Here is a 13,055-nt window from a genome sequence, read left to right as displayed (position 1 = left end):
GGGCGGCCTACTTCTTGGGCATCTGCTGCTGGGCCTTTTCGAGCTTGGCCTTGACGGACTCCGTGGTGACCGGACGGCCGGCGGCGGCGTCGGCGAAGAGCTCCTTGACCGCGGTGCCGACGACGGTCTCGAACTGGGACTCCTCGGGGACCTGCGGCAGGGCGGCGGCGCTGGTGGAGAGGGTGTCGCGGATGACGGTGAGCGAGGGGTCGGAGAACGCGGCGTCCTTCTGGGCGCTCTTGACCGGCGGGACCGAGCCGTACGCCTTGTTGAGGACGATCTGCTCCTCGTCGCTCGTCATGTACTTCACGAACTTCAGGGCGCCGTCGAGGTTCTTGGTGTTCTTGAAGACGGCGAGGTTGATGCCGGCGACCATCGAGTTGGTCTGCTTGTCCTGGCCGGGCTTGCCGGACGGGACGGGGGCGGGGGCGACGCCCCACTCGTCGGGGCCCATGCCCTGCGCGGAGAAGGTCTGCGACGGGGTCTGCCACAGGACCATGCCGGTCTTGTTCTTGGCGAAGTCGCTGAGGGACTGGTTCTGGGAGTACTCGGCGTTGCCGGGGGCCACGATCTTCTGGACGGCCATGAGGTCGACGTACTGCTTGACGGCGGCGACGGCGCCGTCGGAGGTGAAGTCGGGCTTGCCGTCGGCGGTGAAGAAGTCGGCCCCGTGCTGCTTGCCGAGGACGAAGACCTGGTGGATGTTGTTGGAGAGGTTGGAGCCCTCGACGCCGATGCCGTTCTTGCCCTTCGCGCCGAGCTTCTTGCCGGCCTCGGCCACCTCGTCCCAGGTGGTCGGCGGCTTGGCTATGCCCGCCTCCTTGAAGAGCTGCTTGTTGTAGTAGAGCGCGTAGGCCATGGAGTAGAGCGGGACGGCGGCCGGGTCCTGGCCGGAGACGCCGGTGGAGCCGAGCGCGGAGTCGACGAAGCGGTCCTTGCCGCCGATGGCCCCGAGGTTCTTCGCGTCCCAGGGCAGCAGGGCGCCGGTGGACTGCAGGGAGGCGCTCCAGGTGTTGCCGATGTTGAGGACGTCGGGGCCCTGGCCGGAGGTGGTGGCGGTGAGGATCCGGTTGAGCAGGTCGGACCACGGGATCACCTCCAGCTTGACCTTGATCCCGGTCTCCTTCTCGAACTGGTCGAGCTCGGGCTGCAGGACCTTCTTGTCGACCTCCAGGCTGGCGCCCTGGTTGGAGGCCCAGTAGGTGAGGGTCTTCGGGGACGACCCGCTGTCTTCTCCCCCGCCGCAGCCGGCGGCGGTGAGGACGAGGGAGAGCGTGACGGCACCGGTGACAGCGGCTCTGATTCTGCGCATGGCTCCTGGGCCCTTTCGGGGACGAGGGGAGGGCCGATGCGGGGAGCCCCTGGACCGCTCTCCGTAACATCGGCTTAATTTAGGATGTGAGTTAAACCCCATGAGAAGGTCGCGTCAAGGCTTGTACTGCGGGTATGTTGAAACGAACGACATGAGAGACGGGGACCAGAGTGCACGCGAGAAGTGGCCGCACGGTGCGTGACCTGCGGCGCGAGAACCGCACCGCCGTTCTGCGCAGGCTGTACTTCGACGGACCGATGAGCCGGCTCACGCTGGGCCCCGCGACCGGGCTCAGCTCCGGCTCGGTCAGCAACGTGGTCGCGGAACTCGTCGCGGAGGGCCTGGTCGAGGAGGCCGGCAGCGTCGACTCGGCCGGCGGGCGCCCCCGCACCCTCGTGCGCATCACGCCCGGCAGCGGCTTCATGATCGGCGTCGACATCGGCGAGACCCGGATCAGGATCGAGCTCTTCGACCTCGCCCTCACCGAACTCGCGCGCGCCGAGCGCCCGTTGGCCAGCTCGGGTCCGCGCACCGCGCGCTACGACGTCGACCTCGTGGTGGCACACCTGCGGGAGGGCATCGCGGAGGTGCTGCGGATCGCGGAGGTGCCCGCGGAGCGCCTCCTCGGCGTCGGCGTCGGCGTCCCCGGCATCGTGGCCCGCACCCCGGAGGACGGCGCGGTCGTACACGGCCAGACGGTCGGCTGGGACGCCGTCCCGCTGGAGCGCCTGCTCCGCGAGCACGTGGAGCTGCCCGCCTCGGTGCCGTACTGGATCGACAACGGCGCCAAGACCCTCGGCCAGGCCGAGATGTGGTTCGGCGCCGGACGCGGCGCCCGCAGCGCCGTCGTCGTGCTCTTCGGCTCCGGCGTCGGCGCCTGTGTCGTCACCGATGCCATGGGGCCCGGCCGGGCCCTCGAATGGGGCCACCTGACGGTCCGGGTGCGGGGGCGCCGCTGCCGCTGCGGCGCCCTGGGCTGCCTGGAGGCGTACGCGGGGTCGGAGGCGCTGCTGGAGCGCTGGCGCGAGGCGGGCGGGCGTCCTCCGGAGGACGCGGACGAGGAGACGGCCCTGACGGCGATGCTCGCCGCCGCCTACCCCGCCGAAACCGGCACCGCCCCCGACGCCACCGCCCTCGCCGTCCTGGAGGAGACCGCCGAGTTCCTCGGCGCCGGCTTCGCCGACCTCATCAACCTCTTCCAGCCCGAACGCATCCTCGTCGGCGGCTGGGCCGGCCTCCAGCTCGGCACCCGCTTCCTGGAGACCGTGACCGGCTACGCCCGGGAGTACGCCCTGAGGTACCCGGCCAGCCGCACCGGCATCGGTCTGGGGACCCTCGGCCCCGAGGCGGTCACCGTCGGCGCGGCCCTGCTGCCCCTGGTCGACTTCTTCGCCCAGGGCGGCCGCCGCCCCGAGACCGAGCCCACCCCGCCCTCCCCGGCCTGGCAGACCGCCCTGCGGGACCGCGTGTCGTCCTGAACCGGCGGCGGCGTCCCCCGCCGCGCCCGGATGGTCCGACCGGACAAACCGTCCGATACTGAACGCATGGCAGAGAAAACGGCGAAGGAGCACCCGCCGTCGAGCGTGACGGTCAAGGGGCGGGACGTCCGGCTGCGCACCCTCGGCCTCCTCGTGCTCGCGGCCCTGGCCGTCTGGTTCATCGCCGCCAACACCGGCTCCGTCACCGTCCGCCTGTGGGTCCCCGAGGTCACGCTGCCCCTGTGGACCGTCCTGGCGGTCACCCTGCTCGCCGGGATCGCCCTGGGCCTGCTCATCGCCCGCCGCCGCGCCCGCCGCTGACTCCGGCAGGAGACCGGGGCTTCCCGTCGGGCGACCGCTCCCGGCGCTTCACTCCACCCACTGCCATTCCATGCCGTACACGCCCGGCGCGCATCGGGTGGGGAGCAGATGCGCCGTGTGGGAGCCGTCCAGGGGTGCGGGTCGTCGGGTCTGGGGCGCGGTCCCGATCCGCCTGCGGTAGTAGTGCCAGCACTTCGACGGCACCGCCAGGGGGTGGAAGCGCACGTGGAGCAGATAGGCCTGGAGGGGCGTGGTGAGGCGGCGCTCGTGCCGGTGGGAGACGCCCGGGGCGGAGGCGGAGCGGAGCGTGTACTCGACGACCGCGGTCTCGTTCTGGGCCAGTCGGCGGCCGAGGGGGACCTCGGCGACCACGCAGTTCAGTTCCGGCAGGAACCGGGTGCTCGGGGGCGGTCCGTGGGGGACGGCGAAGTCGACCTTGCCGGCCTTCGCCGTGTCCAGGGTGTGGATGACGGTCAGGTGGCGCGCGCTGTCGCGGACGGCCCTGACCGCGGTGGTGACGCGGATCTCGTCGACGAGGCGGTGCTCGTTCACGCTCACCGCCTCGTGGACGACCAGGCGGCGCAGGTCGGCGTTGAAGTGCGGGAAGGCGTCGCCGAGGACCTGTTCGACGTGGGAGTTCTCGCCGTAGAAGCCGCGGAGGGCGGCCGGATCGTGCTGCGGGACCCAGCCGCGCGGCCGGCGCCTCACCAGGGAGCGCAGGGCGCCGCCCGGAAGGCCGAGGAAGGGTTCCAGGATGTCGACGGCGCGCAGGGACTGGGGTCTCTCCGGCTGGCTGCGGCCGCTCTGCCAGTAGCTGAGGGTGGCGAGGCTGAGGGTGATCCCGTGCGACTGGAGGTGGTCGCGTATGCGGTCCAGGGGCAGGCCGCGCCGTTGCAGGGCCTCTTTGAACGCGGTCGCGAACATCGCGTCGGGGTCGTCGGGACGGGGGGCGTTCGGCATGGCGTCTTCCAGCGGGCTGGTTCTGCGGACGGGGCGGGGCCGGCTTCCGTCGGAAAGCAGCCGGGGGCCGCTCGCCTTGTCTCGCGAGCGACCCCCGGCCGATCCTGCTGCGGATGTGCTCAGTTGGTGTTGAGCGTCAGCCCGTAGTGGCGGAGGGCGTCGTCGAGCGGCTGGAAGTGCGAGGTGCCGCGGGAGTTGACCCCACCGGTGCACTGCTGGTCGATCGGGCCGCCGGAGGTCATGCCCTGGGCCTGGTTGCCGGAGATGTACGCGCCGCCGCTGTCGCCGCCCTCGACGCAGACGGAGGAGGTGGCGAGGCCGGTGACGACCGTGTCGGGGCCCCCGTTGCGGTCGACGTAGGTGACGGTGTTGTTGTAGGAGCCGATCGTGCCGCAGGTCCACCCGGTGGTGGCGCCGGACTTGCAGACCGCGGCGCCGGACGCGGCGCGGCTGACGCCCTTGACGGCGACCGTGCTGGTGCTGCCCTGGCCCCAGGTGCCGACGCTGGTGGTGATCGAGTGGCCGGAGTTGACGGTCAGGATGCCCATGTCGACGCTGCGGGTGCCGAGCGCGTAGCGGGTCTTGTAGCCCTGGGCGAAGGCGGTCCCGTCGTAGCGCAGGGTGTTCGTGACGCAGTGTCCGGCGGTCACCAGGTACTGCTTGCCGGAGCTGTCGCGGGCGCCGTACCCGACGGAGCAGTAGTTGGAGGTGTTGTTGAACGTCATCTTGCTGCCGGGGTAGACGGCGGCCTTGGCCTCCAGCTTCTCCTGGCCGCGCACGATCTCGACGGCGGAGCCGTGCTGGGCGGCCCGGGCCAGGAACGCCTTGGCGGCGGCGCCCCGGTCGTCGTTGACCTTGACGGTCACCTTGTCGGAGGCCAGGTCCACGGACCAGGCGACCACGCCGGAGGGGACCTTCTCGGCGGCGAGGGCGTCCAGCTCGGCCTTCACCTCGTCGAGTGCGGCCTGGCCGCGGGCGGGCACCCGGGCGGCGAGGCCGGCCTTCTCTATCCTGGTCGCCTCCGCGGTGTCGTCGGCGTTGACGGTCAGCTTGCCGGAGGCGTCGAAGAAGGCCCCGTCACCGGCCGTGCCGCTCTTCCTCAGCTCGGCGAGCTTCGCCTGCTGGGCGTCCTGCCGGTCCAGGCGGTCGACCGCGGCCTTCTCGCTCACACCGAGCGAAGCGGCCAGCGCCCGCACCATCTCGGGCTGGTAGCGCGGGGTGGACGCCGCGTCCTGCGCCTGCGCCAGGGACTGGGTGCCCAGGACCGCGGAGGCCGAGAGAACGGCGCCCGCGGCGGCAAGACAGTACTTACGGGAGTTACGCACGCTGATTCCTTCCGGATGACAGCCAGAAACCAGATGGGGGGTGTATCGCCGGAATGCGCCAACAACGCACCGGCGAAAGGCGGTTCCTGCCTGACGGGGAGTCCGGGACTCGCCGTGCCCCGAACTATCGCGTAGCGATTGAATGAATTTCAAGACGCGTACAGCGGGCAGTTTTTAACAGGGATCACGATGCCTCTGTTGAACGGGACGATGCCTTGCAGGGCGTCGGCCGGCTTGGTGTCATGGCTCGTCAGAGCCCGGTTCGGGCAGCTCGAAACCCTCCGGGGAGCGGAACGGTCGGCATTCCGGCGGACATTGCCGGAGCACCCCGAAATCGACGGAAAGCCCGCGCCCTGTCCGCCTCTCGTCGGCACGTACGGCGGGTTTCCGGCGCACATGGCGGATTTCCGGCGCGCGAAAGGGATCCGGTTCGGTCCGGGACGGCGCCGTCGACGAGTCGCACCACGGCCGTGTCACCTCGCCGCCGGTCCGCTCGTGACGCCGTGCGGATCGTGCCGAGGCGTTCCGCCTGGCCGGAACCATAGGGGCACCGCGTCCGCCGTTGCATCAGGCGGGCGAATTCACGGATACGCAAAAAACCCGACGCGCGCCGGGACGACACGGGTGCCGGGGCCCCTGGGCCGCCGCACCGCCGCGTGTTCGCGTCCGAAGCGGCGCTTCCCGTTGCGTTCCCGTCCCGCGAGAACGGGCTCCGTGTGTTCAGCGGGCCGGAACCGCGCGACGGACCGGGTCCGTCCCACCGGCGGCCGCCCCGCGCAGCCGGGATACGTATAGGTGATTGCCCGATTCCGGATATTCAGGGCTTGTTCCGGTTCGTAGATTTGCGTGATATCAGCGGTCGAGCGGATGCGAAGGGATGCGGCTCGCTGCACGAATCCACCGCGGCCCGCACCGGCAGGGCGGGAAAGCACAGAACCGAGGAGACGGCGTCATGGCCCAGGTCTACTTCCAGGTCAATGTCCCCATCAGGAACTCCGTACAGCCGGAGCAGTGCGGGCTGCACGTCTTCACCGGGCCGGCCGACACGTGGTCGGAAGCACTCCGCATCGCGCGCGAGACCTGTGACGCGGCGGCCGCCGCGCGGGACGCGGGTTCCGCGCTCCCCCGCCGGCGCCCGGACGGCTGGGGAGCGCGCGGGCTGCGCCCCGGGTGGGTGTTCGACTGGACGGCCGCGACCGTGGACGCGTGGGAGCACGACGGGCTGTTCCGGATCGGCGGGTCTTCCCCGTCCCGGCAGGGCGGGCGTCACCGGTAGGCGGGGCGGGGCGCTGCCGCCCGGTGTTCCCGCTTCCGGCGGGCGCGTCGGTCCACGGGCTCCCGTTTCAGGAGGTCCGTCCCAGTCGGTGGGCGAGGTCGCGGCGGGAGAGGGCGCCGGTCTTGCGCATGGCGCGGGCGATGTGCTGCTCCACGGTCCGGGGGGAGAGGTGCAGGGTCGCGGCGATCTCCCGGTTGGTCAGGCCGGAGACCGCGAGCTGGGCCACCTCCACTTCCCGGGGCGACAGCTCGTCGGCGTGCGAGGGGCGTCCGGGAGGGCGGCCCTTCCTGGCCGGCTGTCGCGTGCGCAGCAGGGCCCTGGTCCGCGCCGCGTCCCAGACGGCGCCCAGATCGGTGAAGCGCTGGGCACAGGACTCCAGCTCGGCGATCGCCCACGGGGCGGAGGAGGGACCGGGGGCCGCGTCCGGCGGCGCGGGGGCGTCCCCGGCATCCGGGACCGGGCCGGAGTCCGGGACCGGGCCGGGATCCGCGACCTGGCCGGGATCCGCGACCTGGCCGGGTCCCGCGACCTGGCCGGAGTCCGGGACCGGGCCGGAATCCGGGACCGGGCCGGAATCCGGGACCGGGCCGGAATCCGGGACCGGGCCGGGGTCAGTAACCGGGCCGGGTCCCGCGACCTGGCCGGGTCCCGCTTGGGTGTCCGCCGCGAGCACGCAGCGCGCGGCGCCCTCCATGGCCAGTGCCTGGCTGTAGGGGCGGGGCGTCACGGCGTAGACCGCCGCCGCCTCCCGGTACAGCTCCGCGGCCCGCAGCAGCCCGTCCCGCTGCTCACGGGCCAGTGCCTCCGTTTCCGCGAGTACGGCCCTGCTCCACGCCAGCGCGGCCCTGGCGGCGGGCGCGTCGCGCCGCCCGAGGCCCTGGGCGAAGTCCCGGATCACGGCGTGGGCCGCGCTCGTGTCGCCCGTGCGCGCGAGCGCCTCCACCGCCCAGGGCGCGAGCTCCGCCGCCCACGGCCACACCCCCTTCCGGGCGACGACCGCCCAGGCGGCACGTGCCCGTTCCGCCGCGGCCTCCACCTCCTGCCGGGCCAGGGCCAGGCGGATCACGGCACCGGCCGCCGTCGTGGCCAGGGGCACGGGCAGCTTCTCCGTCTCGAACGTCCCCCGCTGGGACAGCCAGGACACCACTTCTCCCCAGTCCCCCTGGGCGAGGGCGAGCAGACCGCGCACGACGTAGGCGTCGGAGGCGATGAACGGCATGTCGGCGGTCGCGGCGACGAAGTCCTCGCACCGCTCGGCCAGGCCGGACCACCGGCCGGTCCACCACTCCTGGAGCAGCCGCGTCCCCAGGGCGTTGTACTCGGTGTAGGGGGCACCTGTCCGCGCGGACAGGTCGCCTCCTTCCGCGAGCAGGTCGTCCACCCGCTCGTAGAAGCCGAGCCAGACCGCGAAGTCCGCGGCGTTGCACAGACCCCGCGCCGCCTGCCGGGCGCGTGCGGGGTCGGTGCTCTCCGTGGACAGCTCCTCCACCAGCTGCCACGCCTCCGGGTCGGCGCAGCTCATGGCGAGTCCCGCCCGGCTGGCCAGGACCGCCGTGCGCATGGCCTCGTCCCCGCTGGCGTCCGCGGCGGCCACGGCCTCGACCAGCCATCCCCGGTGGACGTCGAGGGAGCTGCCCGGCCAGTAGGGGCTGGACAGCGCCGCCATGGCACGTGCCGCGAGGCCGGGCCGGACCTCGCGCAGTTCGCCGGCGGCGATCTCCAGGACCCGCCACCCGTCGGGGAAGCGGCCCATCTGGTTGCAGAGCATCAGCCCCAGGTCGAGCCGCAGCTCTCCGCGTACGGCCGGGGGGAGGGTGGCGTCCTCCACGATCTGCGCGAGGACCTCCACGGTCTGGTCCGAGCGCAGTCCGGTCACCGCGCTGCGGGCCAGCAGCGGCGCCAGCCGGGCGCGGGCCCGCAGGGGCAGGCCGGGTGCGGCGAGCGTCCGCTCCAGGAGCGTGATGGCCTGCTGGTGCCGGCCGGAGGCCGCCGCCGATCCGGCCGCCTTCTCCACCGCCTTGAGCCATCTACGGGTCTCGCCGGCCGCCCTGTGGTGTTCGGCCACGGCGTCCCACGCGACGGACCGCCCGCGGCTCAGCACGCGCGCCGCCCGCCCGTGCAGGTCCTGGCGGACGGGTCCGGGCACGGAGGCGCGCACGACCGGCGCGGCCAGCGGGACGGCGAAGCCGTAGCGGCCCTCGTCCAGCTCCGCCAGGGCCGCGCCCTCCAGGGCCCGCAGCAGTGCGCCGTTCCCCGTCGCGGCTTCGAGTCCCGAGACCGCGACCAGTTCGTCGCGGCCGGCGGGCCGGTCGAGGACGCCGGCCGCCCAGACCACCGGCCGGTGTTCCGGGGACAGGGCGTGCGTACGGCTCAGCACCAGCTCGGCCAGCCGGACCGGCGCGCCGGCCGCTTCCACCTCGGCGGCCGTGCCGGTGAACTCCGGCCGCCGTTCCGCCAGTACGGCGAGGAGGTCGACGACCACCCGGGGCACGCCGGCGGTGAGTTCCCGCAGCCTGCTCACCGCCTCGGCCGTACAGCGCTCGCCCAGCGCCTCCGCGGCGGCCCGGCGGACGCGTTCCTCGTCCCAGGGCTCCAGCCGGTGCCGGAGCACCGTCAGTCCGGGCGGGTACGTCACCGGAGGAGCGCCCAGCGGCAGGCCGGGCACGGGGAGTTCCTCCGGGCGGTAGGTCACGGCGGCCGCCGAGCCCGGCTCCAGTGCCTCGAAGACCCGGCGCAGCCGCCGCAGCTCGTCCTCGTCCGCCCGGTGGAGGTCGTCCACCAGCCACAGGGCCGGTTCCCGCCGGTGCTCGTCCTCCTCCGGCGGCCCGCCGGTTCCGCACCGCCACCACAGGCGGACCGCGTCCGCCGTCCCGGGCAGGTCGGCCAGTTCCCGCAGGAGACGGCTCTTCCCGGCGCCCGCGACGCCTTCGACGAACAGCAGCACCGGTTCGGCACGCCCGGTGGCAAGAGCGCTCGTCAGGGGCCGCAAGGCGGAACCATGCGCCGCGATCACGCCGTCATCCCCGCTCTCCTCCTCCCGGGTCCTGCCGGGCAGGCCGGACGCACCGCGTCCGGCACCTCGCCAGGACCTCTCGCCGGTGCGCCGGGAACGCCCGGGGCCCACGCCGACCCCGCGGCAGGACTCCCCCGGAACACGCTCCGCGCCTGCGCCCGGATCATCGGCTCATCGGCTCATCGGCTCACGCGAATCGATTCCCACACCGTACCAAGAGGACACCATAAGCACGCAGACGCGGGAAGCAGGATTTTCAACATTTCCCCCCCGCCCGGAATGCGGGAAGCCGCGCGCCCCGTACCGGAAGCGGCGGACGGCGCGCTTTCGCGAGCGCTCACACGCATTCGTCCCGGAATTCCGCGGGCACGGGTGCCCGGACGCGCGGAAGAGCTGTCGGCGGGAAGGCGCACCGCGGAGCGCGCCCGGCCGACTGCCGAAAAGCAGGGCGCGATGCCGTCCGGCCGGGACTGCCGAAAAGCGGCGCGCACAGCTCGTTCCGCACGCCCGTGCACAACGCCGGCCAACCGAGGCTAGGCGGGTCCCACGCAGCTGCTGCACGGTCCCGCGAGTCCGGTTGGCCGACACCTGAACCTACGTCCCCCTCCGCGCTCCCGAACATCCGGGGAACCGGATCCACGGATACGCAATCAACACTCCGGGAACGGCCCGCGCGACGGCCCTTTCCAGGGGCATGCCCCGTCCCGAGCGCGCGTCACGGCCGCCGGAAGAGGAACGCCGATCCCCCACCGGCTCTCCATCCTCCCGGTTCAGGGGCTTGATCATGGCGATCACCCGGCTTTCGTTCCCAGTGCTCCGGGCCGGCCGCACCCCGTGACGCCGCTCCCGATCCGGCACTCACGAGGGGCGGAGGTCCGCGAGCGGCGAGGACTTCGCCGTCACGCGCAAGGCCACACGCCTCTTCTCGGCACCACTCGGCTACGGGGGCGCCACAAGGCGTTCGCCCGCCCCCTCGAACAGTACGACCTCCTCACGCCCACCGAGCCCATCCCCATTCCCGCCCCCATCCCCATCCCCATCCCCATCCGGGCGAGTTCACCCCGCCGAGGCGATTCCATAAGCGGCATCGGCGCCAATTAACCGCTCGTCCCTGTTTATTTTCTTTCTTCCGCGTGAACAGGCCCAGCAGTTTTGCCACTTCAGTCCGCAATCCGGACAGAGCGCGGTGACATGCCCATGCGAAGGTGGCTATCTTCTCTCTGGTCCGAGGCCAACGGCTTCGGAAACAGGCGTTGTCGACGCCTTCACCCCCCACTTGTACGCACGGGAGCACACGTGTCTTCTTCCATATCCCGCAAACGCCTCGCTCTGACCGCCGGTGCCGCCGCCGTCGTGGTGGGGCTGCTGGCCGCGGGCGGTACGGCCGTCGCGGGCGTCGCCCCCCGGGCCTCGGCGCCGGACGCCTCCGCCGCCGGTACGGCTTCGGCCCTGGGGCTCGACGGCAAGGAGCGGCTGGTCGTCCGCGACGTCGTGAAGGACGCGGACGGCACCACCCACACCCGCTACGACCGCACCTACGCCGGACTGCCCGTGCTCGGCGGCGACCTGATCGTCCACCGCGCCGGCAACGGCGCGCTCAAGGGCGTGACCAGGGCCACCGACCGTCCCGTCCGGGTCGGTTCCCTGACGCCGAAGCTGACGCGGGACGCCGCCAGGACGGCCGCGGTGAAGGCGGCCGCGGCGGCCGACGTCGAGAAGCCCGCCGTCGACGCGGACGAGGCGCCGCGCAAGGTCGTCTGGGCGGCGGGCGGCACGCCCGTGCTCGCCTACGAGACCGTCGTCGGCGGCGTGCAGGAGGACGGCACCCCCAGCCGCCTGCACGTCGTCACCGACGCCACCACCGGCGAGAAGCTCGCCGAGTACCAGGCGATCCGCACCGTCGCCGACGACACCAGCCAGTACAGCGGCAAGGTCGACCTGGTCAGCACCCGGACCACGAACGGTCACCAGCTCGTCGACGGCACCCGGGGCAACCACCGCACGGTGGACCTGAACAACAAGCAGAGCGGCACCGGCACCCTCTTCACCGACGCCGACGACGTCTGGGGCGACGGGACTCCGGCCAACCGCCAGACCGCCGCCGTCGACGCCGCCCACGGCTTCGCCGAGACCCACGACTTCTACAAGGACGTCCTGGGCCGCGACGGCATCAGGAACGACGGCAAGGCCCCCACCTCCTACGTCCACTACGGCGTCAAGCACGCCAACGCCTACTACGACGACGAGACCTTCTCGATCTACTACGGCGACGGCGCGGACGGGAAGCGGCCCCTGACCCAGCTCGACGTGGCCGGTCACGAGTTCACCCACGGAGTCACCGACGCCACCGCGCGCCTCGTCTACGCGGGCGAGTCGGGAGGCCTGAACGAGGCGACCTCCGACATCTTCGGCACCGCCATCGAGTTCCACGCCGCCAACCCCGCCGACAAGGGCGACTACTTCCTGGGCGAGAAGATCGACTACTTCGGCAACGGCAAGCCGCTCCGCTACCAGGACACCCCCAGCCGGGACGGCAGGTCCGCCGACTACTGGGACGCGAACACCAAGAACCTCGACGTCCATCACTCCTCCGGCGTCGCCAACCACTTCTTCTACCTGCTCGCGGAGGGCAGCGGCGCCAAGACCATCGAGGGCGTCCGCCACGAGAGCCGCACCAAGGACGGCTCCGCCGTCACCGGCATCGGCCGGGACAAGGCAGTGAAGATCTGGTACAAGGCCCTGACCTCGTACTTCACCTCCACCACCACCTACGCGGCCGCCCGCCGGGGCACCGTGCAGGCCGCCACCGACCTCTACGGCGCGAGCAGCACCGAGGTCGCGGCCGTGAAGGCCGCCTGGAACGGCGTCAACGTCAAGGGCTGACCCCGGCCGCTCCACGGAGCGCCCCCACGCACGGCCCGGGTGCCGGCCGGCCCCCGTCCCCGACGGCGACCGGCCGGCCCCGGCAGCACCGTGGCCGGCCCCTCCTTCGGGGCCATGGGACGAAACCCTTCCACGGCGCCCCCACCCCCCCACCCGCAAACGGAGTCCTCCGCATGCCCCTTCCCGTCTCCGCCCGGACGTCGTCCGCGCTCGCCCTGGCCGCGGGCCTGGTCGTCACCGCCTTCGCTCCCGCCGTCCAGGCGGTACCGGCCCTGCCCGACGCCCCCGCTCCCGCCCCGACCGCCGTCACCACCGCGCCCGCCGCACCCGACATCTCCCTCACCGACGTCAAGGCGCACCTGACCCGGTTCGCGAAGATCGCCGCCGACAACGGCGGCAACCGGGCCCACGGCCGTACCGGCTACAAGGCGTCGATCGACTTCGTGAAGGCGAAGCTGGACGCGGCCGGATACACCACCAGCCTCCA

Annotated in this window: 8 protein-coding genes and 1 pseudogene; 5 read left to right on the top strand and 4 right to left on the bottom strand. The window is 72.6% G+C overall.

From position 1 onward, the window contains the following. Positions 1–7: 7 nt before the first annotated feature. Complete coding sequence (locus ADL08_RS30445) at positions 8–1,312, bottom strand: ABC transporter substrate-binding protein (protein ID WP_053648678.1); 1,305 nt, start codon at positions 1,310–1,312, stop codon at positions 8–10. A gap of 170 nt (positions 1,313–1,482) precedes the next feature. Here ADL08_RS30445 and ADL08_RS30440 point away from each other — a divergent pair, with 170 nt between their 5' ends. Next, a complete protein-coding gene (locus tag ADL08_RS30440; protein ID WP_053648676.1) occupies positions 1,483–2,790 on the top strand; it encodes an ROK family transcriptional regulator in 1,308 nt (435 codons plus the stop codon). A gap of 66 nt (positions 2,791–2,856) precedes the next feature. Beyond that, positions 2,857–3,111 (top strand): lipopolysaccharide assembly protein LapA domain-containing protein, encoded by a 255-nt coding sequence (locus ADL08_RS30435; RefSeq protein ID WP_053648674.1) that lies wholly within the window; start codon positions 2,857–2,859, stop codon positions 3,109–3,111. Positions 3,112–3,159: 48 nt separating this feature from the next. Here ADL08_RS30435 and ADL08_RS30430 read toward each other — a convergent pair whose 3' ends face one another. Together ADL08_RS30430 and ADL08_RS30425 are read right to left on the bottom strand one after the other, a co-directional pair. Further along, positions 3,160–4,071, bottom strand: coding sequence for a hypothetical protein (locus ADL08_RS30430; protein WP_053648672.1), 912 nt, complete (start codon positions 4,069–4,071; stop codon positions 3,160–3,162). 119 nt (positions 4,072–4,190) lie between these two features. Further along, positions 4,191–5,396 carry a S1 family peptidase gene (locus ADL08_RS30425; RefSeq protein ID WP_053648670.1) on the bottom strand — a complete coding sequence of 402 codons (1,206 nt, stop codon included), beginning with the start codon at positions 5,394–5,396 and terminating at the stop codon, positions 4,191–4,193. 952 nt (positions 5,397–6,348) lie between these two features. On the opposite strand from ADL08_RS30425, the gene ADL08_RS30420 reads away from it, so the two are divergent. Beyond that, positions 6,349–6,672, top strand: coding sequence for a hypothetical protein (locus ADL08_RS30420; RefSeq protein ID WP_053648667.1), 324 nt, complete (start codon positions 6,349–6,351; stop codon positions 6,670–6,672). A gap of 67 nt (positions 6,673–6,739) precedes the next feature. On the opposite strand, the gene ADL08_RS30415 is transcribed toward ADL08_RS30420, so the two are convergent. After that, the gene (locus ADL08_RS30415; protein WP_053648665.1) at positions 6,740–9,685 is read right to left on the bottom strand and encodes a helix-turn-helix transcriptional regulator; all 2,946 of its coding nucleotides are present in this window, start codon (positions 9,683–9,685) and stop codon (positions 6,740–6,742) included. 1,197 nt (positions 9,686–10,882) lie between these two features. Here ADL08_RS30415 and ADL08_RS30410 point away from each other — a divergent pair. Both ADL08_RS30410 and ADL08_RS30405 read left to right on the top strand, forming a co-directional pair. Further along, positions 10,883–12,568 carry a M4 family metallopeptidase gene (locus ADL08_RS30410; protein ID WP_078968520.1) on the top strand — a complete coding sequence of 562 codons (1,686 nt, stop codon included), beginning with the start codon at positions 10,883–10,885 and terminating at the stop codon, positions 12,566–12,568. 173 nt (positions 12,569–12,741) lie between these two features. Continuing rightward, positions 12,742–13,055 (top strand): annotated as a pseudogene (locus ADL08_RS30405) (Leupeptin-inactivating enzyme 1); the annotation flags it as partial.

This window comes from Streptomyces sp. NRRL F-6492, assembly GCF_001280125.1.
In the GTDB taxonomy this organism is placed as follows: Bacteria; Actinomycetota; Actinomycetes; order Streptomycetales; family Streptomycetaceae; genus Streptomyces.
The sequence above is the reverse complement of the archived record's forward strand: the minus strand, read 5'-3'. Positions and strand labels throughout refer to the sequence as shown.